The sequence below is a fragment of the Micromonospora sp. DT233 genome (genome assembly GCF_049841815.1).
GTDB lineage: Bacteria > Actinomycetota > Actinomycetes > Mycobacteriales > Micromonosporaceae > Micromonospora.
Window position 1 is genome coordinate 12,857 of record NZ_JBNCLB010000006.1, and the last position, 25,439, is coordinate 38,295.

Here is a 25,439-nt window from a genome sequence, read left to right on the forward strand (position 1 = left end):
GGGCACTGACAAGGCGACGGGCACTGACGGGCCCGTCCCGGGCCGTGCGGCGATAGGCTCGGCCGGTGAGCACGGAAACCGCGTCCGCCGCGGAACAGGCAGCCGCACCCCCGCCGGCCGGCTGGGAGGAGGCCCGCTGCCGGGTGTACGCCGTCGGGCTGGCCGCCGCGCTGCCCGCCGTGAGCCGGCCGCTGCCCGACGCCGACGGGCACACCCTCGCCGAACCGCTGACCACCCGCACCGACCTGCCGGCCTTCCCCACCTCCAGCGTGGACGGCTGGGCGGTGCGCGGGGCCGGGCCGTGGCGGATCGTCGGCCGGGTGCTGGCCGGCGGCAGTCCGCCCCCGTTGGCCGAGGAGGGCAGCACCGTCGAGATCGCCACCGGCGCGATGGTGCCCGAGGGCGTCACCGCGATCCTGCGGGTCGAGGAGTCCACCCGGACGGCCGACGGCCGGGTCGCCGGCACCCCCCGGGCCAACCCGGAGTGGCGGCGGCCGGGCGAGGAGGCGTACGCGGGGGAGGAACTGCTCCCCGCCGGCACCCCGGTGGACCCGGCGCTGATCGGGCTGGCCGCCTCCTGCGGGCACGACACCCTGCGGGTCCGCCGCTCGCCCCGGGCCGCGCTGCTGGTCTTCGGCGACGAGCTGCTGACCTACGGGCCGCCGGCCGACGGCCGGGTCCGCGACGCCCTCGGCCCGGCCGTGCCGGCGTGGCTGCGCCGGTACGGCTGCCAGGTGCGCCCGGCCGACGTGACCGGCCCGGTGGCCGACACGCTGCCGGCGCACGTGGCGGCCCTGCGGCAGGCGCTCGACGCCGCCGACCTGGTCTGCACCACCGGCGGGACGATGCACGGCCCCGTCGACCACCTGCACCCCGCCCTGGCGGCGCTCGGCGCGGACTACGTGGTCAACACGGTCGCGGTCCGCCCCGGCTTCCCGATGCTGCTGGCCCGGCTGTCGCACCCGGACGGGCGGCCCCGGTTCGTCGCCGGCCTGCCCGGCAACCCGCAGTCGGCGATCGTCGCGCTCGTCTCGCTGGTCGCCCCGCTGCTGGCCGGGTTGCAGGGCCGGTCGATGCCGGCGCTGCCGCACGCCACCCTCGCCGAGCCGGTGCCGGGCCGGGGTGATCACACCCATCTGGCCCTGGTACGGCTGGACCGGGCCGCCGGCACCGCCCACCCCCTCCGGCACGTCGGCTCGGCGATGCTGCGCGGGCTGGCCGGCGCGGACGGGTTCGCCGTCATCCGGCCGGGCGGCACGGGCGAGCCCGGCGCGCGGGTGCCGATCGTGCCGCTGCCCCTGCTTCCGGGGGAGCGGGCCTGGTGACGATCGAGGAGGCGACGATCTTCGGCACGGTCACCGACGCGCCGCTGGACCTGGCCGCGCACGAGGCGGCCGTCGCCGACCGGCGGGCCGGCGCGGTGGTGTCGTTCCAGGGCGTGGTCCGCGACCACGATCACGGCCGCGACGTGACCAGCCTGGAGTACGAGGGGCACCCGAGCGCCGCGGCGGTGCTCCGGGAGGTCGCCGCCGAGGTGGCCGCCGACCCGGACGTGTACGCGGTGGCGGTGTCGCACCGGGTCGGCCCGCTCGACGTCGGCGACGTGGCGCTGGTCGCGGCGGTGAGCACGGCGCACCGGGCCGCCGCGTTCGCGGCCTGCGCCCGGCTGGTCGACGAGGTGAAGGCGCGGCTGCCGATCTGGAAGCGTCAGGTCTTCGCCGACGGCACCGAGGAGTGGGTCAACTGCCCCTGACACGCCGCCGCGATTGACGCGGGATTAGCGGCGGCCGGGAGCCACCGGTCCCGGCCGTGGGTCAGCGGCGGCCGTGGGCCAGCAGGGCGCGGCCGAACCGGTCGGTGTAGAAGGCCGGCTCCGCGCCCGGCCGCCACGGCAGTGCGGCGACCAGCACGATCAGGGCCACCGCCAGGGAGTTCTCCATCAACGCGCCGAAGAGCCCGTCCTGGTAGTGCGACACCTCGGGAAGCTGGTGCTCGTAGGGCCAGATGGGCGAGATGAGGAACAGCAGGTAGAGCCCGAGCGCGGCCACCCCGTGCCGCAGGCCGGTGAGCGTCGGGTACCAGATCGGCGGGCGCAGCCCGTTGACGCCGGGTGGGCCGCCGTACGACGAGGCCTGGCTGGCGCGCTGCACCGGCCCCCGGCTGGCTTCCCGGCGGCGCACCGCGGCGTCGGCCAGCACGATGATCGCCGGGATGACCCAGACCAGGTGGTGTGACCAGGAGATCGGGCTGATCACGTTGGCGGTGAGCCCGACCAGGGTGAACGCGGTCAGCTCGTCGCCGTCGGCGCGGGCGCTGGCCGCCCGGGACAGCCCGAGGGCCAGCAGCAGCACCGCGAACGCCAGCCAGAGCAGCCCGGGGGTCTCGATCGAGTCGTAGAGCCGGGCCAGCAGGCCGGCCAGCGACTGGTTCGGCGTCATGTCGGCAGCGCCCACCCGCTCGGTCTGCCACAGCACACTGCCGAAGTACGCCCGCGACTCGGTGCCGACGAACGCGAAGCTGGCCAGGGTCACCCCGATCGCGGTGCCGACCGCCGTGGCCGCCGCCCGCCACTGCCGGGTGATCAGCAGGTACGCGATGAACAGGGCGGGGGTCAGCTTGACCGCCGTGGCCAGGCCGATGCCCGCCCCGGCCCAGGCCCCGCTGAACACGAAGCGGCGCAGCGGCCCGTCGGTGGGGTCGAAGCGGGTGCCCCGCCGGGCCCGCCAGCGCAACCCGATCAGGTCGGCCATGATCAGTGCGAAGAGCAGCAGGTTGACCTGCCCGTAGCCGAGGGTCTCGCGGCCCGGCTCGATGGCCAGCGCCAGCGGCGTGGCGATGGCAACGGTGAGCCAGAGCGGCCAGCCGAGCCGGTCGACGACCGGTCGCAGCAGGCCGGCCAGGACGAGGGCGAGCGCGCCGATGCTGGCCAGCGCGTTGAGCCAGCCGGCGGCGTCCACCGGCAGCAGCGCCATCGGCAGCATGACCAGCCCGCCGAAGGGTGGATAGGTGAAGCCGAGCGTGGTGGCGGGGGCGATGAATTCGTACAACTCGTTGCCGTTGGCCCACCAGACCACCGCGCCGTGGTAGATCTTCATGTCGAAGAAGTTGTACGGTCGGCCGAAGGCGCCGGCCGCGAGCCAGGCGGCGTACGCCACGGTGGCGACCACGCCGGCCCGCAGCGCGGTCCTGCGGTCGATGCGACGCGTCACCCGGCGGATCGGGGCAAGGCGGTCCATCCGTCGTCCGACGGTCGCCGGCATGGCGTGGCCACCCCCATACCAAGCTCGTCCTACCCGTCCAGGTCCCGCACGGAGCCTAGAACGGCGCCTCACGTTGTTGCCTCCCGCGTTATGCGACCGTGTCCGATCCCACACTGGTTTTTTACATTTCCACCGCGTTAACGGCTACCGGGTGGTTCAGGTAATTCGCGGCCTTACGGGGGGTGGGCCTTGGGAGGGGAGGCGTCGTACCGCAGGTCAGCCGGGCAGCCGCCGGGCGGTGGCCGCCGATCGTACGGCGATGCGGGCCTCTCGGCGGGCGGTCCGGACGGCGCGCTGCACCGACCGTCGCGAGTGGCCGATCCGGTGGCCGGTCCGCCAACGCAGACCCGGCTTGCCCTCGGTGTCCGCGGCGGCCAGCAGCAGCCCGCCGAGGATCCCGACGTTCTTCATGAAGTGCAGCTGGTGCTGGGCCCGTTCGGCCGGCTCCTTCTGCCAGAAGGCGTGACCGGCGAGGGTGGTGGGGACCAACGTGCCGGCGAGCAGCAGCGCGGCCGGCCGGGTGAACCGCCCGGTGGCCAGCATCAGCCCGCCGACGAGCTGGGCGGCCGCGTTGGCCCGGATCAGCGACTCGGTGTCGGTGGGGAGGTTGGGGGAGGCCTGCTGGAGCAGCGGGGCGACGCGGTCGGTGATCGGCTTCGCGTTCGGGACCAGCGGCGTCGGGTTCCGGAGACTGCGGACGCCGCCGACCACGAAGATGCCGCTCAACATGACGCGGGCGAGGGAGCGTACGGGCTTCATGCACACAGTCATACCCCGCCACGCGGCCGGCCACCCCTGCAACGGCCCGATCCGATCGGCCGACGTGGACCCCACACGCAGCCATGATCACCCAACGCCACGCCGATCGGACCGACCGTCGCTGGTGGATCGGGCGGGGCCGGTAGTCTCGCCCGGTGACCACGCTGCGGCTGCGCCCCGAGGACCCGGCCGACACCGGCCCGATCCGCCGGCTGCTGGCGGCGGCGTTCGCCCGCCCCGACGTGCGCTCCCCGCCCGAGGTGGGCTTCGTCGAGGAGCTGCGCGGCACCGACGCCTGGATTCCCGAGCTGGCCATGGTCGCCGAGTACGGCGGCGAGGTGGTCGGGTACGCCCTGCTCACCCGCGTCCGGCTGGTCCACCCGACCGGCACGGCCCCGGCGCTGGCCCTCGGCCCCGTCGCGGTCGCGCCGCACCGGCAGCGGCTCGGGCACGGCACGGCGGTGGTGCAGGCCGCCCTGGACGCCGCCACCGAGCTGGGCGAGCGCCTGGTGGTGGTGCTCGGTGACCCGGCCTACTACCGGCGGTTCGGCTTCACCCGCGCTGACCGGATGGGGCTGAGCAGCCCATGGTCCGGCCTCGGTGAGCCGTGGCAGGCGCTGGTCCTGCCGCCCAGCGCCAGCGGGGAGGGCCCGGTGCCCCGCGGCGAGGTGCGCTTCCCGCCACCCTGGTCCAAGATCTGACCGCTGCGCGGTGGGCGTGGCGACGCCGCTGCGGCGGCCCGTAGGCGCTGGTCAGAGGGGCTGGGTGCGCAGGTAGCGGCCGAAGTGCGGCACCGTGAAGGCCACCGTGCCGCGCTCACCGGAGTAGATCAGCCCCTTCTTGATCAGCGCGTCGCGGGCCGGGGAGAGGCTGGCCGGCTTGCGCTCCAGGGCGCGGGCGATCTCGGCGGTCGGCACCGCCGCGTCCATGTCGTCCCGGCCGCCCGCGTCCCCCTCGACCAGCGACAGCGTCGCCATCGCCCGCATGTACTCGCGCTCGGCGGGGGTGGCCCGCTCGAACCGGGAACCGAAGAAGCCCACGGCCAGCTCGGCCTCCGCCTCGGGGGCGGCGACCCGCACGTCCGCCGCCGTGATCGGCGAGCGCGGCGCGTGGTCCCAGGTCGCCTTGCCGTACGCCTGCACGAAGTACGGGTACCCCCCGGAGGACTCGTAGAGCAGGTCCAGCGCCTTCGCCTCGTACTCGACGTCTTCCCGCTCGGCCGGGGCGCAGAGCGCCCGGTCGGCGGCGATCCGGTCGAGCCGGTCGATGCGCTGGTAGCGGAAGAGCCGCTCCGAGTACGACTTGGCGGCGCTGAGCACGGCCGGCAGGTGCGGCAGCCCCGCGCCGACGACGATCAGCGGCGCGCCGAGCTGGGAGAGCTCGTGGCAGGCGGCGCAGAGCGCCGAGACGTCCTCGGCCCCGACGTCCTGCATCTCGTCGATGAAGATCGCGATGCCGGTGCCGACGTCGGCGGCCACGGCGGCGGCGTCGGTGAGCAGCTCCACCAGGTCGATCTCGATGTCCCCGGAGTCGGCCCGCCCGGTGGCGGCCGGCACGTCGATGCCGGGCTGCCAGCGGTCGCGCAGCTTCGGAGCGGCGCCGCCCCGGCCGGTGGGGGCGGGGCGCTGGGCGAACGCCTTCAACACCCCGAGGAACGCGTCGATGCGGTCCGGGGCGCGGTGCCGGGGCGCGAGCTCCCGCACCGCCATGTGCAGGGCGGCGGCGATCGGGCGGCGCAGCGACTGGTCGGGCCGCGCCTCGATCTTGCCGCTGCCCCAGAGGTGGTTGATGGCCTGCGAGCGCAGCGTGTTGAGCAGCACGGTCTTGCCGACCCCGCGCAGCCCGGTGAGCATCAGGCTGCGCTCGGGGCGGCCCCGCGCGATGCGCTCCAGCACCACGTCGAAGACGCCCAGCTCCCGCCCCCGCCCGGCGAGCTCGGGCGGGCGCTGGCCGGCGCCCGGCGCGTACGGGTTGCGGACCGGATCCACGAATCGCAGAGTATCCGCCCGTCTAGCGGGCAGGCTAGACATCCGTAGAGGACGCTACCGGCGTGTCGCCCCGCGCCCGCCCGTCCGGCCGTCGAGTCGAAACTAGGGCTCTCTAGCGTCCACGCTAGACGGCCCTAGTTTCGGCTACAGCTGGTTCGCCGCCCGGCGATCTCAGCGGGCCTTCAGGCAGAGCACGAAGTCGAGGGTGTCGAGCTGACTGTCGAAGAAGTACCAGTTGGTGTACCCCTTCACCTTCGCGCACTTCGCCTCGGCGTCCTTCTCGCCCCCGGTCTGCCCATCGAAGCGGCGCAGCACCTCGTACGTCTTCGCCGCGCACGGCGCGATCAGCAGCTTGGGCTTCCCGTCCGCCGTCCCCGCGTTGCGGACGCACTGCCCGGCCTTGACGAAGCGGGGGTCGGCCGACGACTCGGGCGCTGCGGCGGTCGGGGCGGGCGACGTCGGAGACGCCGATTCGTCCTCCTGCGGCGTCGGCTGGCCGGTCGGCCCGGCCTGCCCGGTGCCGGGGGTGCCGGCCGGCTCGTCCCGGCCGAGCAGGTACCACGCCAGCGAACCGCCGCCGAGCAGCAGCACCAGCAGGGTGACCAGCACGGCGAGCAGCGGCCCCCGGCGACCGCCCCGGCCCGGCGGCGACGCCGGCGCGACCTGCCGGCCGCCCGAGAAGGGCCCGGCGCCATACGCGCCCGGCTCGCTCGGCTGCGGCCCCGCCGGGTACGCGCCGCCGGACCGGTCCGGGTACTGCCCCGGCTGATACGGGCCGGCGGGCTCGCCCGGATACGGTCCGGCGGTCCGAGACGGGAATGCGCCGGTGGGCTCGTCGGGCCAGCCCGGGTAGGGGCCGGCTGGCGCGCCGCCCCCGTGCGGTGCCGGAGGGCCCGGCCGGTACACCTCGGGTTCGTGCGGCCGGGGGTCGCGTCGGTCCCACGGATCAGATTCGTGCGGCCGGGGGTCGGGCCGACCCCACGGGTCGGAGTCGTGGGGCCGGGGGTCCGGTCGGCCCCACGGGTCGGGCTGCGGGTCACGGGCCCACGGCTCGGCGGGCGCGTCGTACCCGTCGTCCGGCCCCCGTCCGGGCCACGGCCCGGCGGGACGCTCACCCGGTGGTCCGTAGTTCGACATGCAACCCCTCCTGCCCGAGCGGCGAGGCCGCCAATTAATTCCGGCGCGCCGACGCCGTGGTCACCGTAACGTGGTCAACCGATGACATCACCCCCTCAGGGTGCGACGGCATCGACCGGTCCGCCCGTCGCCGATGGCCCGAGCCCGCCCGCCGAACCCGGCGCGACCACCCGCCCGCCGGTCCGACCTGGGCTGATCTGGGCCGCGCTGGTCGTCGTCTACGTGTTGTGGGGCTCCACCTACCTGGGCATCCGGGTCGCGGTGGAGTCGCTGCCGGCGCTCACCTCGGCCGCCCTCCGCTTCGCCGCGGCCGCCGTCGTGCTCGCGCTCATCCTGCGGATACGCCGCAAAGCGGGCGCGCTGCGCGTCGACCGGCGGCAGCTCGGCTCGGCGGCGCTGGTCGGGGTGCTGCTGCTGGCCGGCGGCAACGGGCTGGTGGTGCTCGCCGAGGCCGGCCCGCCCGGGTCGGCCGTGCCCTCGGGCGTGGCCGCGCTGCTGGTCGCCACCGTCCCACTGCTGGTCGTCCTGCTCCGCGCGGCAACGGGGGACCGGCCGAGGTTCTGGACCTTCGCCGGGGTGAGCCTCGGCTTCCTCGGGCTGGTTCTGCTGGTGCTGCCCACCGGCGGGTCGGCGGCCGTGCCGGTGGCCGGTGCGCTGACCGTGGTCGCGGCGGCGGCCAGCTGGTCGGTGGGCTCGTTCCTCTCCAACCGCCTGCCCATGCCGGCCGACCCGTTCGTCGCCACGGTCTACGAGATGCTCGCGGGCGCTATGGCGCTCGCCGTGCTCGCCGCCGTCCGGGGCGAGCTGCGCGACTTCGACCCCGGCCAGGTGACCGGCCGGTCCTGGCTGGCCCTGGCGTACCTCATGGTCGCCGGCTCGTTGGTCGCCTTCACCGCGTACGTCTGGCTGCTGCACCACGCGCCGATCTCGCTGGTCTCCACCTACGCGTACGTGAATCCGGTCGTCGCGGTCGCGCTCGGCGCGCTGCTGGCCGCCGAGCCGGTGACGGCCTCGGTGCTGCTCGGCGGCGCGGTGATCGTCGCCGGGGTGGCGGTGGTGGTCAGCACGGAACGCCCACGACGGCCCAGCGGGGCGGCGGGCCGGGCACCCCGGCGGTAACGTCCGGCCGGTGTCCGCCGGCCTGCCGCTCTCCCTCGCGGCGCTCGGCGCGCTGGCCGGCGCCGGCACCCCGTGGCTGGCCACCCGCTGCACCGCCCGGTTCGCCGGCACGCCCTTGGTGTCGACCACTGTGCCCCGCCGGTGGGTGCCCTGGGCGGCGGTCGGTGCGGCGGTCTTCGGCGGGCTCGGCGTCGCGCCGGGCGTGGGGGCGGCGTTGCCGGCGTTCCTCGCGGTGGCCGCGATCGGGCTGGTGCTCGCCGCCGTCGACCTGGCCTGCCTGCGGCTGCCCGACCCGCTGGTCGGGTTGGCCGCGCTCGCCGCACTGGCCGGCCTGGGCGCGGCGGCGGCCATTACCGGTCGGCCGGAGCGGCTCCTCGGCGCGCTGGCCGGGGCGGCGCTGTCGTTCGCGGCGTACGTGCTGCTGGCGCTGCTGCCCGCTTCCCGGCTCGGCTTCGGCGACGTCAAGCTCGCCGCCGTGCTGGGCCTGCTGCTCGGCTGGCTGGGCGGGTCGGCGCTGCTGACCGGGCTGCTCCTGCCGCACGTGCTGCACGGGCTGGCCGTGCTCGCCCTGCTGGCGACCCGCCGCGCCCGCCGCGACACCCTGCTCCCCCTGGGCCCGGCACTCCTGGCAGCCACCTGCCTAACTCCCCTCCTCCACTGATCCCCGAACAGCGGTAGATCTTGGAAAGAAACGGCCCCTCCAGGGGCGGAAATCTTCCAAGATCTACCCATTCGAGCGGTGCCGCGAGCGGGTCAGAGCAGGCGGAGTTGGCGGTCCTTGGGGCGGCGGGGCTCGGTCTCGCCGAGGCGTTCGAAGAGGCCGGGGTCGATCACGTCGAGGAACGGCGACGGGCGGCGGTCCCGCTCCGAGCCGTGCCGGGCGCGGCGGGCGGCGTGGCTGACGTAGAGCCGGTCCTGGGCGCGGGTGAGGCCGACGAAGAAGAGCCGACGCTCCTCGGCGACCGCGTCCTCGTCCGGGGTGCTGCCGGGCCAGCGCAGCGGGAGCAGCCCGTCCTCGCAGCCGACGAGGAAGACCACCGGGAACTCCAGCCCCTTCGCGGCGTGCAGGGTGAGCAGGGTGACCGCCTCGGCGCGCGGGTCGAGGGCGTCGACCTCGGCACCGGTGGCGAGCTGGGAGAGGAACAGCTCCAGGTCGTCGCCGCAGCGTCGGGCCAGCGGGGTGAGCAGCTCCACCGCCGCGCGGGCGTCCTCGGGGCGTACCGCGCCGGAGCCGTCGAGGGTGGGGGCGGCGAAGCGGTCGGCGACGACCTGCCCCGCCAGGCGGACCCGCGCCGGCAGGCCGCCGCCGAGCCCGTCGGCGTGCCGCAGCTCGCGGGCGATGGCGTTGACCCCGGGGCGGTCCCGCAGCCGGTCGTGGGAGCGTTTCTGCACCGGGACGTTGGCGCGGGCCAGGGCGTCCACGATGGGCGCGGCCTGCGCGTCGGTGCGGTACAGCACGGCGATGTCGCCGAACGACAGGGTGGTCGACCGGCCGTCGATGCGGCCCGAGTCCAGGGAACGGTGGGACAGGCCGCCGACGAGTTCGTCGACGGTGCGTACCACGAAGTCGGCCTCGTCGGAGACGGACGCGGCGGCGTACCGGCCGACCAGCGGAGCCTCCGGGTCGAGCCGGGCCGGGTCGAGCCGGCGGCCCCGCACCAGCGACGACGGCGCGATGGCCTGCACGGCGGCGGCCAGGATCGGCGCGGACGAGCGGTAGTTGCGGTTGAGCCGCACCAGCCGGGCGTCGGTGAAGTCCGCCGAGAAGCGCAGGAAGTAGCCGACGTCCGCACCCCGGAACGAGTAGATCGCCTGGTCCGGGTCGCCGATCGCGCAGAGGTTGCCGTCGGGAGGGCTGAGCAGCCGCAGCAGCTCGTACTGCACGGCGTCGACGTCCTGGTACTCGTCCACGAAGATCCACTGCCACTGCTCCCGGTACCGGCGGACCAGCTTCTTGTCGGCGCGCAGCAGCGCCACCGGCAGGGTGAGCAGCTCGTCCAGGTCGACCAGGTCCCGCTTGCGCAGCAGCGCCGCGTACTTCGCCGGGTCCTCCCCGGCTTCGGCCTTCGCCGCCGCGCGGTCGGCGTCGTCGGCGATGCGGAAGTCGGCGGGTAGCCCGGCTGCGGCCGCGTTCTCCCGCAGGATGGTCAGGCCCAGCGAGTGGAACGTGCCGACGGTGACGTCCTCGGCGACCGGCCCGAGCAGCCCGTCGAGGCGGTGCCGCAGCTCCTCGGCGGCCCGCCGGGTGAAGGTGATCGCCAGGCAGCGCTCCGGGAAGACGTTCAGCTCCGCGCAGAGGTACGCGATGCGGTGGGTCAGCGTCCGGGTCTTGCCGGTGCCCGGCCCGGCCACGATCAGCAGCGGCCCGCCCGGCGCGGAGGCGGCCACCCGCTGCATCGCGTCGAGGCGGTCCAGCAGCCCCGTGCCGACCTCCTCCATCCCGGCCAGCATCGGCTCGAACGGCTCGTGCGGTGAGGGCTGCGCCGGGATCGGCGGCGGTGGTGCCGGCGCGGGGGCCTTGCGCTTCGGCTCGGCCTTCGCCGTCGCCGGACGCTTGACCTTCGCCGCCGGCTCGCTGGGCATGCGCTGCGCCGGCACCGGTACGTCGAAGAGCGTCTCCGCCTGCGCCCCCGTCGCCTGCCCGCCCAGCTCGGCCGGGTCGAAGAGGGTGATCACCCCGTAGTCGCCGTCGTAGCCGGGCACCCGGCGCACCTCGCCCCGACGCAGCCGGCCGATCCCCTCGGCCAGCAACTCCCCGCCGACCCGGCCGATCTCGTCCAGCGGGGCGTCGGTCAGGATCTCCAGCTCGGGGCCGAGCGCGGCGACCAGGTCGTTGAGCTTCCCCGCGACCTTCTTCGACTTCGGGCCCACGGCGTTGAGCTCGCCGAGGATCTCGGCCAGCGGCACCAGGTGGGTCACCTGCGGAACGTGGGCGGGGCGGTGTCCCTCGGGCCGGTCGGCCAGCTCCTCGACCCGGCTGAGCACCCCGACGGTGACCGGCTTGCCGCACTCGGGACAGCGCCCCCCGGCGGCACGGGTCTGCTCGGGCGACCAGTTGACCTCGCAGACCCGGTGCCCGTCGGCGTGGTACTTGCCCTCCTCGGGGAAGAACTCGATCGTTCCGTCGAGCCCCGCGCCGGTGCGCAGCGCCTCCCGGATCGCGAAGTAGTCCCGGTCGGTGGCGAAGACCGTCGCCTCCCGGCCCAGCGCCGCCGGGGAGTGGGCGTCGGAGTTGGAGACCAGGCGGTAGCGGTCCAGGCTGGCGACCCGCCAGTTCATCTCCGGGTCCGACGACAGCCCGGTCTCCACCGCGAAGACGTGCTCGGCCAGGTCGGCGTAGCAGTCGGCGATCGCGTCGAAGCCGGACTTCGAGCCCAGCGCCGAGAACCACGGCGTCCAGATGTGCGCGGGCACCAGGTACCCGTCCGGGCTGGCCTGAAGGACGATCTCCAGCAGGTCGCGGGAGTCCAGCCCGAGGATCGGCCGGCCGTCGGAGGCGATGTTGCCGATCCGGGCGAGCGCGGCGTTGAACCGCCCCACCGCGTCCAGGTCGGGCAGGTAGATCAGGTGGTGCACCTTGCGGGTGCGGTCGTCGCGCTTGTAGATCGTGGAGATCTCCACGCTGAGCATGAACCGGACCGGGTCGGCCTCCGCCGCGTCGGCCAGCCGGGGCGGCAGCCGGCGGGCGATGTCCCGCTCCGCCTCCGGGGAGAGCCGGAACAGCCCCGGCTCGGCCGGGCGCAGCGTCTCGCGGAGGTGGTCGTACCAGGCGGGGTGGGTGAAGTCGCCGGTGCCCAGCACGCCGATGCCCTTGCGCCGGGCCCACCAGCCCAGGTTCGGCAGGGTCAGGTCGCGGCTGCACGCACGGGAGTACTTCGAGTGGATGTGCAGGTCCGCCACGAACGGCGTGGGGCCACCACCGGGGGGTACGGCGCTGAACGGGGGCACGCCGCATCCTGTCACGCCCGCAGGTACGGCCGCTCCCCGCCACGCGTGAGCGTGACCTGAGCGATGCTTTCCCCGCCGGCCCACCCGGCTACGCGCGGTGGCGCCCGCCCTCGGCGGCTCAGGGGGTGCGCAGCTCCACCAGGGTGACCTGGGGGTTCGCGCCGACGCGGACCGGCGGGCCCCAGAAGCCGGCGCCGTTGGTGACGTACACCTTCGTGCCGTCGACCTCGCCGAGCCCGGAGACCACCGGCTGCTGGAGCTTCACGGCCAGGTTGAACGGCACGATCTGGCCGCCGTGGGTGTGCCCGGAGAGTTGCAGGTCGACGCCGAACTTCGCCGCCTCCACGGCGGCGATGGGCTGGTGGGCCAGGAGCACCACGGGACGGCTCGGGTCCCGGTCGCCGAGCGCGGCGGTGAAGTCGGCCGGCGCGGCCAGCCCCGTGCCGGCGGCCGTGACGTCGTTGACGCCGGCCAGGTCCAGCACCCCCGCCGGGGTCACGATCTCCTGCCGGGTGTTCTGCAGCACCCGCAGGCCGAGCCGGTCGACCTCGCGCACCCACTCCTCCACCCCGGAGTAGTACTCGTGGTTGCCGGTGACGAAGAAGCTGCCGTACCGGGAGCGCAGGTCGCGCAGCGGGGCCGCCGCCTCGCCCAGCTCGGCCACCGACCCGTCGACCAGGTCACCGACGACGGCGACCAGGTCGGCGTCCAGCCGGTTGATCATCGCGACGATCCGCTCGGTGTGCACCCGGCCGCGCAACGGCCCGAGGTGGATGTCGGAGACGGTGGCGATGCGCAGCCCGTCCATCCCGCGCGGCAGCTTCGCCAGCGGGATCCGCACCCGGTCCAGGTGCGGCGGGCCCATCGCGTTGCGTACCCCGTAGCCGGTGACGCCCGCGGCCGTGAGGCCCGCGAAGATCGCCGCGCCGCGCGCCAGCAGCAGCCGGCGGGCCGGGTCGTGGTCGGGCTGGTCGACCGCGGCGGCGGCCGGCGGGTCCGCGGCCCCGGACGCGCCCACCAGCACCGGCTCGGGCGCGGCGGCGGTCGACTCGGCGGCACCCACCGGCACCGGCTCGGGCGCGGCGGCGGTCGGCTCGGCGGCGGCCACCCGGCGGCGCAGCGCCAGCCGGGCCACCAGCATCGGCACCTCCAGCGCCAGCAGCAGGACGACCAGGTAGAACATCAGCGCGAGCCAGAGGTATCCCGGCCAGGCCAGCCAGAACAGCCCGGCCCGGGTGCCGATCATCGTGGCCGGCACGAGCAGCGCCAGCACCAGCGCCACCACGGCACCGACCCGACGCCACCGCCCGGGGCCGGTGGTGTCCTTGACCAGCCGCTTCCACAGGTAGAAGTGGAGCAGCCCGACGACGAGCGCCACGACAGCCACGAACGCCAGGTTCGCCAACACTGAGCCTCCTCAGCCGCCCGCGAACGGCGGCAGCACGTCGATCGTCGCCCCGGCCGGCAGCGGCACCCGACGATCATGACAGGCCACGCCGTCGACCAGGAAACTCGCTGCCCGCAGCACGGCGGCGAGTCGCTGGCCGTGCCGGCCGGCCAACTCGTCGACCAGTTCGTCCAGGCAGCGCCCGGCGGATGCACTCTCCTCGGGGGTACCGGCGGCAGCCCGCGCACCGGCGAAGAACCGAACGGTGACCTGCCCGGCGGGATCGGAAGCCGGCACCGTCACCCCCCGATCGCGGACATCGGTCGGGCCGGCTGCAGGAACGCCGGGTCGTCGATGCCGTGCCCGGCCCGCTTGCCCCACATCGCCGTACGCCAGCGCCGGCCCAGCTCCGCGTCGTCCGCGCCGGCCCGCAGCGCCGCGCGCAGGTCGGACTCCTCGGTGGCGAAGAGGCAGGCGCGGAGCTGGCCGTCGGCGGTCAGCCGGGTGCGGTCGCAGTCGCCGCAGAAGGGCCGGGTCACGCTGCCGATCACGCCCACCCGCGCCGGGCCGCCGTCGACCAGCCAGGTCTCGGCCGGTGCCGCGCCGCGCCGGGCCGGGTCCGGGACCAGGTCGAACGAGGTACGCAGCAGGGCCAGGATCTCCTCGGCGGTGACCATGGTCGACCGGTCCCAGCCGTGCTGGGCGTCCAGCGGCATCTGCTCGATGAAGCGCAGCTCGTAGCCGTGGGCCAGGGCGAAGCGCAGCAGCGCGGGGGCCTCGTCGTCGTTGACGCCCCGCATCAACACGCTGTTGACCTTCACCGGGGTCAGCCCGGCGGCGCTCGCCCCGGCCAACCCGGCCAGCACGTCGGCGAGCCGGTCCCGGCGGGTCAACCGGGCAAACCGCCCGGCGTCGAGGGTGTCCAGCGACACGTTCACCCGGTCCAGGCCGGCGGCCCGCAGGGCGGGGGCCAGCCGGGCGAGCCCGAGGCCGTTGGTGGTCAGCGAGATCCGGGGGCGGGGTGCCAACGCGGCCACCGCCGCGACGATGCCGACCAGGCCCGGCCGGATCAGCGGCTCCCCGCCGGTGAAGCGCACCTCGGTCACCCCGAGCTCGCGCACCGCCAGCCCGACCAGCCGGACGATCTCGTCGTCGGTCAGCAACTGCGGGTCGGCCAGCCAGGGCAGCCCCTCGGCCGGCATGCAGTACGTGCAGCGCAGGTTGCACTTGTCGGTCAGCGAGACGCGCAGGTCCCGCACGACACGGCCGTACCGGTCGACGAGGAGGCCGTCGGTCGGCGGGTCGGCGGTCATCGTCCGACCGTAGCGCGCCCGGCCCCGCGCGGCGCGGCGGTCGTCGCTCGATCCCTGGGGCGCCCGGCCCCGCGCGGGCCGGCGGTCATCGGCTGGCCGTGGTGCGCCCGGCCCCGCGCAGCGCGGCGCGGGCGGCGTCGGCGACCGCCTCGCGGTACGCCCCGCCGAAGAGCGCGGTGTGCACCAGCAGCAGGTGGAGCTGGTGCAGCGGCACCCGCTCGCGCCACCCGTCGGCCAGCGGCCACGCCTCCCGGTAGGCGGCCGTCAGCCGGTCGGCGTGCGACACCCCGCCGAAGAGCGACAACTGGGCCAGGTCGGTCTCCCGGTGCCCGCCGTGCGCCGCCGGGTCGATCAGCCAGGCGCGGCCGTCGGCCCCCCAGAGCACGTTGCCCGGCCAGAGGTCGCCGTGCACCCGGGCCGGTGGCTCGTCGCCGCCGAAGTCGCCGATCCGCTCGACGACCTGCTCCACGAGCGCCGCCTCGACCCCGGTGAGTGCGCCGCCGTCGACCGACATCCGCAGGTAGGGCACGAGCCGGCGGCGGGCGAACCACCCCGACCAGGGCCCGGGCTCCGGCGTGTTCTCCTGCGGGAGCGCCCCGATGAAGCCGGCCCACTCCGCCCCGAACGAGAGGGCCCCGGCCCGGTGGGTCGCGGCCAACTCGCGGCCGAACCGCTCCGCGGCCTCCGGCGTCGGCTCGCCGGGCTCCACCCAGTCGAGCGCCAGCAGCTCCGGCAGCGCCACCACCACCTCCGGTACGGGTGCCCCGCCGGCCTCCCGCAGCCAGCGCAGCCCGGCGGCCTCGGCGGCGAAGAAGCCCTCCGGCGCCGGCCGCCCGGCCCGCTCGGTGGGCCAGCTCTTGGTGAAGACCGAGTGCCCGTCGTCCAGGGTCAGCCGGGACGCCGCGCAGATGTCACCGCCGGAGACGGGCGTCTCCCGGATCCGCTGGTGGGTGAGGAAGGTCGGCAGGTGCTCCGGATGCGCCCGCAGGTACGCCAGGTCCATGAGCGCAAGGTAGCCGCTGCGGGCGGCCCCCGTGGGGTTGCCGGCGGGTGCGGCGCGATTCGCGGCGCGGGAGGGCGGTTGCCGGTCACCCCGTACGGTCGGCAACCGGCAACCGCCTCGCGGTCGGTCAGCGGCGCAGCGGCTCGACGTAGCGGCCGTCGAGGTGGAAGGCGCTCCGCGCGGCGAAGCCGCCGTAGGCGAAGTCTGGTTGGAGGTCCTGAATTCGGCTGACCTGCGGCACTACTCTCCGTATCTGTGGATAACTCGCGTGTCGTCCACAGGGCCCGCCGAGCGGGGTTGTGGCGGCCCAGGCTGCCCTCATGACCCCCACCGACATCCCCCGGTTGTCCGTCCGCTCACCCGCCGATCTGATCGCCGCCGTGCCGTACCTGCTCGGCTTCCACCCCACCGACAGCGTGGTGGTGGTCGCGATGCGGGGCCGGCGGATCGTCTTCGCCGCCCGAGCCGACCTCCCCGTCGCGGGCACCGACCCGCTCGCCCCGGCGACGCACCTGGCCGGCGTCATCGCCCAGCAGGGGGCCGAGTCGGTCACCGTGCTCGGCTACGGCGAGGCGTCCCGGGTCACCCCCGCCATCGACGCGGTACGCGCCTCGCTGGCCACCGCCGGGCTGTCCGTGCTCGACGCCCTGCGGGTGACCGACGGCCGCTACTGGTCGTACCTGTGCGACGAGCCCGCCTGCTGCCCGCCCGAGGGCACGCCGTACGACACCGGGGCCAGCGAGGTCAGCGCGGCTGCGGTTTTTGCCGGCCAGGTGGCCCTGCCCGACCGGGCGGCCCTGACCGCGCAGGTGGCCCCGTTCGGCGGCCCGGCCCAGGTGGCGATGCGCAAGGCGGTCGTCCGCGCCGAACAGCGGCTCGCCACCCTGCTGGGGGAGGCCGCGCCGGCCGACCCGCTCGACGACCGCGCGCTGCGCCGCGCCGGCACCCGCGCCGTACGCGAGGCCATGCGCCGCCGGGGCGAGCGGCTCACCGACGACCAGGTGGCCTGGCTGACACTGCTCCTCACCCACCTGCCGATCCGCGACCACGCCTGGGAACGCACCGACGGGCGGGACCGGGACATCGCCCTCTGGACCGACGTGCTGCGCCGCACCGAGCGGGACCTGATCGCCGCGCCGGGTTCCCTGCTGGCCTTCGCCGCCTGGCGGGCCGGGCAGGGGGCGCTCGCGTCGGTGGCGCTGGAGCGGGTGCTGGCGGCCCACCCGACGTACTCGCTCGCCCTGCTCCTCGACGACCTGCTGCGACGCGGGGTGCCCCCGTCGCAGCTCGACGGCTGGCCGACGACCGGCCCGCCGGGGGTGCTGCGGCCCCGCAGGGTCCGCCGACGCGGCTGACGGCCGGGTGGAGGGGAGGCCGGCCCGGTCCGCCGGATCTCCCCTCCGGGCCCGGCTCCCGGTCGGGGGTGCCATCTTGATCCGCCCGAGGCACGGCATGTCCGTCGTGACCGACGCGGTGCGGCACACTGGTGGCCATGATGCCGGCCCCGATCACTCCCCGAAGGCTACCGTCTCTCCATGCTGTGCCCCATGCAATTCCCTATCAGGGCAGCAAGCGGCAGCTGGCACATGCGATCGTCCCCCTTGTTCCGCTGGACACCGAGCGATTGATGGAGCCATTCGCCGGCTCGGCAGCCGTTTCGATCGCGGCCGCTTACCTGAAGATACCGAAGGCGGCTGTCATCAGTGACATCAACGAGCCGCTCATGGCGTTGTGGGGGCGCATCCTGGCGGATCCGACAAGCTTGGCCGACGACTACGAGGGCCTGTGGAAGGCGCAACTCTCCGACCCTAGAGCCTACTTCGAGGAAATCCGTTCGAAGTTCAACGCGACACGGGAGCCGCACTTCCTCCTCTACCTTCTCGCGCGATGCGTCAAGGCGGCGGTTCGTTACAACCGTCAGGGAGAATTCAACCAGGGCGCCGACAACCGGCGGCTCGGTGCGAAGCCGGACGCCATGAGGACGCGGCTGCACGCGACGGCGAAGGCTCTCGCCGGCTCCACCGCGCTCACGAGGGACTACACGGCGGCCCTGGAAGCGGCGGAGGTCAGGGACGTCGTCTACATGGACCCGCCCTACGAGGGGGTGTCGAACACCCGGGACCACCGCTACATGGCCGGCCTCTCCCGCGCCGATTTCGTCACCGCCCTTGGCGACGCGATAGACCGCGACATCTCCTTCATCATTTCGTACGATGGCTCGACCGGCACGAAGTCCTACGGAACGCCGTTGACCGAGGCGCTGGACCTGACGCATCTGCACCTGTACGCGGGAAGGTCCTCGCAAGCCACCCTGAACGGGAACACCGCACTTACGGTGGAATCGCTGTATTTGTCGCCGGCGCTCGTTGCCAGGCTCGGCGGTGTCGGGCAGGTGACGGCCCGTCTCGCTCCGATCGGGGCATGATCCCGGGCTGATCGAACGTGACCGCGGCTCAGGCAACCGCTAGGATCTGCGCCCATGTCCAGCCCCTACCCGGAAGACTTCACGGCTTGGGTTCTGAGTCGGCCGCTCAGCTTGAGAGCGAGAAGAGCCGTCGAGCGAATGCTCGACCAGGGGCATGTGACGACGGCGGATCTCAACGACATGGGCTACGACCATCCCCCACGTGCAATCGCCGACATCAAGGATGCCGGTGTCCAGGTAGCGATGAAGATGGTGGTCGTAGCCGGCCGCAGGATGGCCAGCTACAAGCTGGTTCCCGCAGCCGGTGATGCAGCCCTGACTGGCCGGCGCACCCTTCCCAAGGCATTCAGGGAGAGCCTGTACACGCTGTGGCGCTACCGCTGTGCCGTCTGTGACGGCCAGTTCACGTCAAGGGAACTTCAGGCGGACCATCGAATTCCCTATCGGGTGTCGGGTGAAGCCGTGGAGCAGGTGCCCGAGGACTTCATGCCCCTCTGCCCGTCCTGCAACAGGGCCAAGTCGTGGTCCTGTGAGACCTGCCCGAACTGGGAGCGCCGAATTGCTGCCGAGTGCGAGACGTGTCTCTGGGGATCGCCCGAGGAATACTCCCATGTGGCGACCATTCCGGAGAGACGGTTGCAGCTGAGTTGGTCGGGCGATGCCGAGATCGAGGAATTCGACCGCTTGTCGGCCCGCGCCCGGAAGGCGGACGTCACGCCGGCTGAACTTGCGAAGCAGGTCATCTCGAGGATGCCGACGACCGAGTAGGGCGAAGCGACTTGTCCTCCCTTCGCCTCGCAAGGGCCATGTAGGCGTCGCAGGCCTCCTCCAGGGATGTGGACTCGCGCGCGAGCCTTTCGTGGATGACCTCGTTGTCGTGCTGGTCGAGGGGAATGAATCCGGCCCGTAGCCGGAGATGCCAGGCTCCGTGGAAGGCATGCAGGTCCGGAACGAGCGGCCCCAGGTTCACCATTTGCGAGGGCCGTAGCAAGCGGTCCACCGCTATGCTGCACCCCATGCCGAAGCTGTTGCCGCCGAAAGCGATGGGCTTGTCGAGCTGAGCCACGAGGCTCGTCACGATGACCTTGCCGATCAGGCCGGATTCTTCGCCGTACGGCAAACCGCGAAAACAGCGGCTGGTCACGTAGAGGAACATGGGGGACCCGGGGCTCAGATCAGCCAGCGCCCTCCTCCGCCGGTTGGAGAACGCCATGCGACCCTCGCCCAACACCCAGGCGAGGGCTCGGGCGTCGCTGAGGACGACAATATGTGCGGCAGGCGGGGTCGGCACGTCAATAGTCTACGGTGCGCGGTCCCCATTCCCCGCTGCGGCTCGGCGGTCGAATGAGCTCCCGGCGGCAGCGCGGCCCATCGTGATCATCACATCGGCGCCGGCGGCCGTTCGCGTCTCGACCCGGGCGGCCGGGTCGCATTGTCAATCATTTTCACATTCGGCCGACCGTGCGGCCTGCCGAATTCGATAACGGCGACGCCGCCCCGATACGCGGATCGGCCCGCTGGCCGCCAGCGGGACGGATCAGGATCGCCGCGACCGAGTGCTCCCACCGTCAGTGCGTGATGCGCTGCGGGCCCGCGTACACGTTCATGGTGCGGCCGCGCAGGAAGCCGACCAGGGTCATGCCCGCCTCCTCGGCCAGGTCGGCGGCCAGGGTGCTGGGGGCGGAGACCGCCGCCAGCAGCGGCAGCCCGGCCATCCACGCCTTCTGGGTCAGCTCGAAGCTCGCCCGGCCGGAGACCAGCAACAGGTGCCCGGCCAGCGGCAGCCGCTCCTGCCGTACCGCCCAGCCGACGACCTTGTCGACGGCGTTGTGCCGGCCCACGTCCTCGCGCAGCGCCACCAGCTCGCCGTCGCCGGTGAAGAGCCCGGCCGCGTGCAGGCCGCCGGTGCGGTCGAAGTTGCGCTGCGCGGCCCGCAGCCGGGCCGGTAGCTCGGCCAGCAGCCCGGCCGGCACGGTGAGCGGGTCGTCCGCGACGGCGAACCGGGAGCGGGTCCGGACCGCGTCGATGCTGGCCTTCCCGCAGACCCCGCAGGAGCTGGTGGTGTAGAAGTTCCGCGCCGGGTCGGTGGCCGGTTCCGGCACGCCGGGGGCGAGCACCACATCCACCACGTTGTACGTGTTGGGCGTCTCCGCGCCCGCGCAGAGCTGGGCGGTGTGCACGTCGGCGGCGCAGCGGATCAGGCCCTCGGTCAGCAGGAACCCGATCGCCAGGTCGAGGTCGTCGCCGGGGGTGCGCATGGTCACCGCCAGCGGTCGCCGCCGTCCCGGCCCGGCCGGACCGACCCGGATCTCCAGCGGCTCCTCCACGGAGACGCTGTCCGGCCGGCGCACCGCGACCCGGGTCGGTTCGGTGGCGTCGAGGTCGATCCGGAGCACGCTCCGCCGGTCAGTGGCCCGTCCCATCCCGTCATCCTGCCCGACCGCAGCGGCCACGGCCACGCGTCCGGCCGGACGCCCGGAGAACCGGAGAACCGGACGCCCGGAGAGCCGGGTGCCGCCCGAGAGCCGGACGACCCGAGAGCCCGACGCCCCGAGTGCCCGACGGCCCGAGAGCCGGGCGCGGGGACGCCGGCTCAGGACGTGGCGGGTTCGTCGGCCTCGGTGGAGAGGGTGCTCTCCAGCCAACTCGCCACGAGTTCGGTGACCGCGTCGGGTGGGGGCATGGCGATGCCGACGACGTTCTCGCGCTGCCACAGCTCGAAGATCACCCGCTCCTGCGGCTCGACGACGGTGTGGCCGTCGTCGCGCAGCGTCTCCACGTGGCGTTGGGTGACCTTCTTCGTCCACATCGACTTGTTCATGCTCGGGAAGAAGATCGCCGGTCGGTCGCTGGCCAGCAGGGCGGTCTGGGCGGGGGTGCCCGCCAGGCCGAGCGCCGTCGCGGCGATCGTGCCGGCGGTCGCCGGCAGCACCACGATGCCGAGCGAGCGCTTGGCGAACTCGGTGGGGTTCAGCGCGGGGTCGCCGCTGGTGAAGACCTCGTCCGCGTACCAGGCGGCGACCTGGGGTTGCACGAAGCGTTCGGCGCTGGCGGTGAGCAGTACCCGCAGCGGCAGGTCGATCTCCTGGCGCAGCCAGGACAGGTACCCGGAGGCGGCCATCGCGGCGCTGGAGCCACAGATGATCACCGAAAGCGCGTCGTCTCGCATGCCGACAGCGTTCCGGCGTGGGGCCGGCGCGGCCATGGGGGAACGGCCCCATCTTCGGCGGCGGGTCGGCGGGCGAGTTTGGGGGCGGCTCCCCATGCCGCCCGAGGGGGTCCGGCTGGCAGGTTCGTTCTCAGCCGGCCGCCCCAACGACCCGCCGGCCGAGGAGGTGAACGGTCATGAAGAAGATCACGATCCGCAAGACGGGCTCCATCAAGCTCACCACGTCGGCGCCGCTGTACTGCACCGACTGCTGCTGACCGGTTCGGCCGTCCCGGCGCTCCCCCGCGCCGGGACGGCCGTCGCCGTCGCCGGCCCCGCCCCGCCGGCCCTGCCCTGCCCTGCCCTGGAGGGAACCATGTCAAGCACCCGCCTGGAGTTCCACCCGCTCACCTACGTGCCCGAGCGGGAGGGCGTCACCGTCGGCCGGATCGACGCCGCATCCTTCGCCGTACTCCCCGAGGACGGGGTCGCGCTGCTGCGCCGCCTCGCGGACGGGATGCCGGTCGGCGAGGCGGAGCAGTGGTACCGGAGCACCTTCGGGGAGACCGTCGACATCGCCGACTTCGTCGACGGGCTGCGCGAACTCGGTTTCATCCGGGCCGACGGGGAACCACCGGCCCGGCCGCCCGTGGTCCGCTTCCGACGGCTCGGCCGGGCGGCCTTCTCCCCGCTGGCCTGGGCGGCGTACGCGCTGATCGTGGTCGCCGCCGCCGTGGCCATGGCGACCCGGCCGGAGCTGCGGCCGCACGCCTCGAACGTCTTCTTCGTCCCGTCGCTGCTGGCCGTGCAGCTCGGCCTGGCCCTGTGCCAGTCGCCGGCGATCCTGTGGCACGAGTGGTACCACCTGCTCGCCGCCCGCCGGCTCGGCCTGCCCACCAAGATGCGGGTCGGGCGCCGGCTCTACTACGCGGTGGTGGAGACCGAGCTGGACGCCCTGCTCACCGTGCCCGCCCGGCAGCGCTACCTGCCCATGCTGGCCGGGCTGCTGGCCGACGCGGTGCTCTTCGGCGCGCTGGTGCTCGCCGCCTGGGCCGGCCTCGCCGACGGCCTGTCCTGGCCGGGACGGCTGGCGCTGGCGGTGGCGTACACGATTCTGCTGCGGATGTCCTGGCAGTGCTACGTCTTCCTGCGCACCGACCTGTACTACGTGGCGACCACGGCGCTGGGCTGCACCAACCTGCACGAGGTCAGCCGGGCCTGGCTGCGCGACAAGTTCTCCTGGCTGCCCGGGGTGCGCCCGTCCGACACCGCAGACGAGGACTGGTCCCCGCGCGACCGGCAGCTCGCGCCCTGGTTCGCGCTGATCACCTGCGGCGGGGTGGCGGCGCTGCTGATCACCGTCGCGCTCTGGACCGCGCCGCTGGTGATCGAGTTCGGCTCCCGCGTCTTCTCCGCCCTGGCGAACGGCTCGCCCACCGGCCCCGGCTTCTGGGACTCGATCGGGTCGCTGCTGCTGGTCGCCTTCGAGATCGTGCTGCTGCCGCTGCTGGCCGGCCGGACCCGGCAACGGGCCGCCCCGGCGGCGGACCCCGCGGCGGACCCCGCGGCGGCGAGCTGACGGCCCACACCCACCCGCACCGCGACGCAAGACCCCATCCCAAGCGAGGAGCAACGGCATGACTGCACACCAATGGCGGATCGGGCCGGCGCCGGTCGACGGCGAGCAGGTCGACGTCGCGGTCGACTGTCACCGAGGGCTGCGCGGCCCCTACACCGGCCTGGGCGGCGCCCTGCGGCGGGTCGTGCCCGAGGCGTACGGCCGCTGGCCGGACCTCGTGCAGCGGCACCTGACCGAGATCCTCTCCGCCGCCCCCGAGCTGCGCGGCACCATCGACGCGGCCCCCGAGACCCTCACCTCGCTGGCCGTGCCCGAGGAGCGGACCCGGATCTACCCCGCCAACCGCACCCGCCGGCTCGCGCACGGCGCCACCGAGTTCCTGACCGGGTACGCCGCCCGCGCCGGCCACCGCCCGCTGCGGCTGGCGTTCGACCGGGTCGACGAGGCGGATCCCACCGACCAGGAGTTCCTCGCCATCTTCCTGCGCCGGGCGCGGCCCGACGCGGTGCGGGTGCTGATCGGCACCGCCGGCGGCACGCTGGAGCCCGAGCTGACCGCCGCCCTTGACCGGTACGCCGACCGGCTGCCGGAGCTGACCCGCCCCGTCGGCGGCGCGGAGCGCGACCCGAAGGAGCTGCTGCGGGCGTACGTCGACGCCGACGGCACCTCCACCGACCCGGCCGAGGCGGCCGCGTACCGGCAGGCCGACCCGAAGATCCGGGCGGCGCTGCACGACGCCCGCGCGGCGCTGCTGCGCGAGCGCGACGAGTGGAGCCTGGAACTCGGCGCGATCCCCTGGCACCTGGAGCGGGGCAGCGACCCCGCCGGGGCCGGCGCGGAGGCGCTGTACGAGGCGGCGCGGCACTGCGGCGCGATGGGCTACTACCACGCGGTGATCGACTACGGCACCCGTGGCCGGGCCATCGTCGACCCGGACACCCAGATGGAGCGGTTCTGGCTGCTCAGCACCCGGGCCAGCTCGGCGATGGTGGTCCTCGGCCGCACCGTCGAGGCCGAACCGACGTACCTCGACCTGCGCAGCCGGTACGCCGAGCCGGAGCTGCAGATGTCCACCGGGTACGCGCTGGCCATGCTCTACACCCGCTTCCACCCGGACGAGCTGAAGGACCACCACCTGGCCCGGGGCTACATCAACAACTCCATCGCGATCGCCTCGCTCCTGCCCGACGTGGAGAAGCGCGCCTTCCACTCGGTGTTCCAGAACAACGGGCTGGCGTTGATCGAGATGCGGCTGGGCCGGGTGGCGGCGGCGCTGCGCCTGGTCGACGAGGGGCTGGAACGGCTCGACCGGGAGCTGCCCGGCGACAAGCACCGGCTGCACCGGTCCGTGCTGGTGCACAACCGGGGCAAGGCGTACCTCGCGCTGGGCCGGCTGGACGAGGCGCTGACCGACCTGAGCAAGGTCATCGAGCTGGACCCGAACTACGCCGACTACTACTTCGACCGGGCCGACGTGCGGCGGCGGCTGGGCGACCTGGCCGGCGCGGTGACCGACTGCGACACGGCGATCAGCCTGTCGCCGCCCTTCTTCGAGCTGTACTACAACCGGGCCGACCTCAAGGCCGAGCTGGGCGACCTGGTGGGGGCGATCGCCGACTTCGCGTACGTGGTGGAGCTGGAACCCGACCAGCTCGACGCCCGGGTGAACCTGGTCAGCCTGCTGCTCGACGAGGGGGCGCTCGACGCCGCCCGGCAACCCGTCGAGGAGGGGCTGTTCCGCCACCCCGGCGACGCCCGGCTGCTGCACCTGCGCGGCGTGCTGGCGGTGGCCGACGGGGCGGAGGTGGACGCCCGGCGTTACCTCGACGAGGCGTTGGCCGCCGACCCGGCGCTGGTGGCGGCCCTGGCCAGCCGGGCCGCCCTGGCCTTCGACGGCGGTGACCACGAACGCGCCCTGGCCGACCTGACGGTCGCCCTCGCCGTGGACGCGGCCAACCCGGACCTGCTCTACAACCGGGGCTTCGTCAACGAGGCGGCGGGCCGGTGGGCCGAGGCGGTCGCGGACTACAGCCGGGCGCTGGAGGCCCCCGGCGCGGACCGGGCGGAGCTGCTCGGTCGCCGCGCCCGCTGCCACGCCGAACTCGGCGACACCGCCGCCGCCGAGGCCGACCGGGCCGCCAGCGTCGCCGGTCAGCCGGGCGGTGCCGGTCAGCCCGACCTGGCCGGCGCGCGGTGACCACCACGGCCTCCCGGCCCAGCGGGGCGCGGGCCGTCCGGGTGTCGACGGCGGACCCCGCCCCGGCCGCGCCGCCGGCCCCCGCAACCGAACCGGCGCGGTCGGTCCCCGCGTCGACGGGCGAACCGGCGCGGTCGGTTCCCGTGCCGACGGGCGAACCGGCGCGGTCGGCACCC

The 25,439-nt window shown here is 74.4% G+C and carries 22 protein-coding genes; 10 read left to right on the plus strand and 12 right to left on the minus strand.

The annotated features are described in order from the left end of the window. Positions 1 to 65 precede the first annotated feature (65 nt). Positions 66 to 1,325 carry a molybdopterin molybdotransferase MoeA gene (locus ACLQ2V_RS15790; protein WP_425719230.1) on the plus strand — a complete coding sequence of 420 codons (1,260 nt, stop codon included), beginning with the start codon at positions 66 to 68 and terminating at the stop codon, positions 1,323 to 1,325. Between the two features lie 2 nt (positions 1,326 to 1,327). Next, positions 1,328 to 1,753, plus strand: coding sequence for a molybdenum cofactor biosynthesis protein MoaE (locus ACLQ2V_RS15795; RefSeq protein ID WP_425719463.1), 426 nt, complete (start codon positions 1,328 to 1,330; stop codon positions 1,751 to 1,753). 61 nt (positions 1,754 to 1,814) lie between these two features. On the opposite strand, the gene ACLQ2V_RS15800 is transcribed toward ACLQ2V_RS15795, so the two are convergent. Together ACLQ2V_RS15800 and ACLQ2V_RS15805 are read right to left on the minus strand one after the other, a co-directional pair. Further along, positions 1,815 to 3,260: a glycosyltransferase 87 family protein gene (locus ACLQ2V_RS15800; RefSeq protein ID WP_425719231.1), complete on the minus strand. Its 1,446-nt coding sequence runs from the start codon at positions 3,258 to 3,260 to the stop codon at positions 1,815 to 1,817. Between the two features lie 216 nt (positions 3,261 to 3,476). Then, complete coding sequence (locus ACLQ2V_RS15805; RefSeq protein WP_425719232.1) at positions 3,477 to 4,019, minus strand: DoxX family protein; 543 nt, start codon at positions 4,017 to 4,019, stop codon at positions 3,477 to 3,479. Positions 4,020 to 4,174: 155 nt separating this feature from the next. On the opposite strand from ACLQ2V_RS15805, the gene ACLQ2V_RS15810 reads away from it, so the two are divergent. Continuing rightward, positions 4,175 to 4,720 carry a GNAT family N-acetyltransferase gene (locus ACLQ2V_RS15810; protein WP_425719233.1) on the plus strand — a complete coding sequence of 182 codons (546 nt, stop codon included), beginning with the start codon at positions 4,175 to 4,177 and terminating at the stop codon, positions 4,718 to 4,720. A 51-nt stretch (positions 4,721 to 4,771) separates the two neighbouring features. Here the strand turns inward: ACLQ2V_RS15810 and ACLQ2V_RS15815 are convergent, their stop codons facing one another. Further along, positions 4,772 to 6,007, minus strand: a complete 1,236-nt coding sequence (locus ACLQ2V_RS15815; protein ID WP_425719234.1) for an ATP-binding protein — start codon at positions 6,005 to 6,007, stop codon at positions 4,772 to 4,774. A gap of 171 nt (positions 6,008 to 6,178) precedes the next feature. After that, complete coding sequence (locus tag ACLQ2V_RS15820; RefSeq protein ID WP_425719464.1) at positions 6,179 to 6,625, minus strand: LppU/SCO3897 family protein; 447 nt, start codon at positions 6,623 to 6,625, stop codon at positions 6,179 to 6,181. A gap of 600 nt (positions 6,626 to 7,225) precedes the next feature. Between ACLQ2V_RS15820 and ACLQ2V_RS15825 the strand changes: the two genes are divergently transcribed. Next, positions 7,226 to 8,263, plus strand: a complete 1,038-nt coding sequence (locus tag ACLQ2V_RS15825) for an EamA family transporter (protein ID WP_425719235.1) — start codon at positions 7,226 to 7,228, stop codon at positions 8,261 to 8,263. Positions 8,264 to 8,273: 10 nt separating this feature from the next. Beyond that, entirely contained in the window at positions 8,274 to 8,924 is a 651-nt protein-coding gene (locus ACLQ2V_RS15830; RefSeq protein ID WP_425719236.1) for a prepilin peptidase, read from the plus strand. Between the two features lie 92 nt (positions 8,925 to 9,016). Here the strand turns inward: ACLQ2V_RS15830 and ACLQ2V_RS15835 are convergent, their stop codons facing one another. From ACLQ2V_RS15835 to ACLQ2V_RS15855, 5 genes are all read right to left on the minus strand, one after another. Next, complete coding sequence (locus ACLQ2V_RS15835; protein WP_425719237.1) at positions 9,017 to 12,211, minus strand: UvrD-helicase domain-containing protein; 3,195 nt, start codon at positions 12,209 to 12,211, stop codon at positions 9,017 to 9,019. Between the two features lie 118 nt (positions 12,212 to 12,329). Next, positions 12,330 to 13,619 (minus strand): metallophosphoesterase, encoded by a 1,290-nt coding sequence (locus tag ACLQ2V_RS15840; RefSeq protein ID WP_425719238.1) that lies wholly within the window; start codon positions 13,617 to 13,619, stop codon positions 12,330 to 12,332. Positions 13,620 to 13,628: 9 nt separating this feature from the next. Next, a complete protein-coding gene (locus ACLQ2V_RS15845) occupies positions 13,629 to 13,901 on the minus strand; it encodes a MoaD/ThiS family protein (protein WP_425719239.1) in 273 nt (90 codons plus the stop codon). Continuing rightward, on the minus strand, positions 13,898 to 14,911 hold the full coding sequence (gene moaA / locus ACLQ2V_RS15850) for a GTP 3',8-cyclase MoaA (protein ID WP_425719240.1): 1,014 nt from the start codon (positions 14,909 to 14,911) through the stop codon (positions 13,898 to 13,900). The genes ACLQ2V_RS15845 and moaA overlap by 4 nt, the downstream gene beginning before the upstream one ends. An 85-nt stretch (positions 14,912 to 14,996) precedes the next feature. Beyond that, positions 14,997 to 15,914 carry a fructosamine kinase family protein gene (locus ACLQ2V_RS15855; protein WP_425719241.1) on the minus strand — a complete coding sequence of 306 codons (918 nt, stop codon included), beginning with the start codon at positions 15,912 to 15,914 and terminating at the stop codon, positions 14,997 to 14,999. A 320-nt stretch (positions 15,915 to 16,234) separates the two neighbouring features. On the opposite strand from ACLQ2V_RS15855, the gene ACLQ2V_RS15860 reads away from it, so the two are divergent. The 3 genes from ACLQ2V_RS15860 to ACLQ2V_RS15870 all read left to right on the plus strand — a co-directional run bounded on the left by ACLQ2V_RS15860 (position 16,235) and on the right by ACLQ2V_RS15870 (position 19,107). Then, positions 16,235 to 17,269, plus strand: coding sequence for a DUF4192 domain-containing protein (locus ACLQ2V_RS15860; protein WP_425719242.1), 1,035 nt, complete (start codon positions 16,235 to 16,237; stop codon positions 17,267 to 17,269). A gap of 185 nt (positions 17,270 to 17,454) precedes the next feature. Next, a complete protein-coding gene (locus ACLQ2V_RS15865) occupies positions 17,455 to 18,339 on the plus strand; it encodes a DNA adenine methylase (RefSeq protein ID WP_425719243.1) in 885 nt (294 codons plus the stop codon). A gap of 54 nt (positions 18,340 to 18,393) precedes the next feature. Continuing rightward, entirely contained in the window at positions 18,394 to 19,107 is a 714-nt protein-coding gene (locus ACLQ2V_RS15870; RefSeq protein ID WP_425719244.1) for an HNH endonuclease, read from the plus strand. Here ACLQ2V_RS15870 and ACLQ2V_RS15875 read toward each other — a convergent pair. The 3 genes from ACLQ2V_RS15875 to ACLQ2V_RS15885 all read right to left on the minus strand — a co-directional run bounded on the left by ACLQ2V_RS15875 (position 19,079) and on the right by ACLQ2V_RS15885 (position 21,508). Further along, positions 19,079 to 19,630: a hypothetical protein gene (locus ACLQ2V_RS15875; protein ID WP_425719245.1), complete on the minus strand. Its 552-nt coding sequence runs from the start codon at positions 19,628 to 19,630 to the stop codon at positions 19,079 to 19,081. The two genes, ACLQ2V_RS15870 and ACLQ2V_RS15875, sit on opposite strands and share 29 nt — an antisense overlap. A gap of 277 nt (positions 19,631 to 19,907) precedes the next feature. After that, positions 19,908 to 20,762: a formate dehydrogenase accessory sulfurtransferase FdhD gene (fdhD, locus tag ACLQ2V_RS15880; protein ID WP_425719246.1), complete on the minus strand. Its 855-nt coding sequence runs from the start codon at positions 20,760 to 20,762 to the stop codon at positions 19,908 to 19,910. A gap of 170 nt (positions 20,763 to 20,932) precedes the next feature. Further along, entirely contained in the window at positions 20,933 to 21,508 is a 576-nt protein-coding gene (locus ACLQ2V_RS15885) for a flavoprotein (protein WP_425719247.1), read from the minus strand. Positions 21,509 to 21,863: 355 nt separating this feature from the next. Between ACLQ2V_RS15885 and ACLQ2V_RS15890 the strand changes: the two genes are divergently transcribed. Beyond that, entirely contained in the window at positions 21,864 to 23,066 is a 1,203-nt protein-coding gene (locus ACLQ2V_RS15890; RefSeq protein ID WP_425719248.1) for a hypothetical protein, read from the plus strand. Between the two features lie 58 nt (positions 23,067 to 23,124). After that, positions 23,125 to 25,263 (plus strand): tetratricopeptide repeat protein, encoded by a 2,139-nt coding sequence (locus ACLQ2V_RS15895; protein ID WP_425719249.1) that lies wholly within the window; start codon positions 23,125 to 23,127, stop codon positions 25,261 to 25,263. Positions 25,264 to 25,439 lie beyond the last annotated feature (176 nt).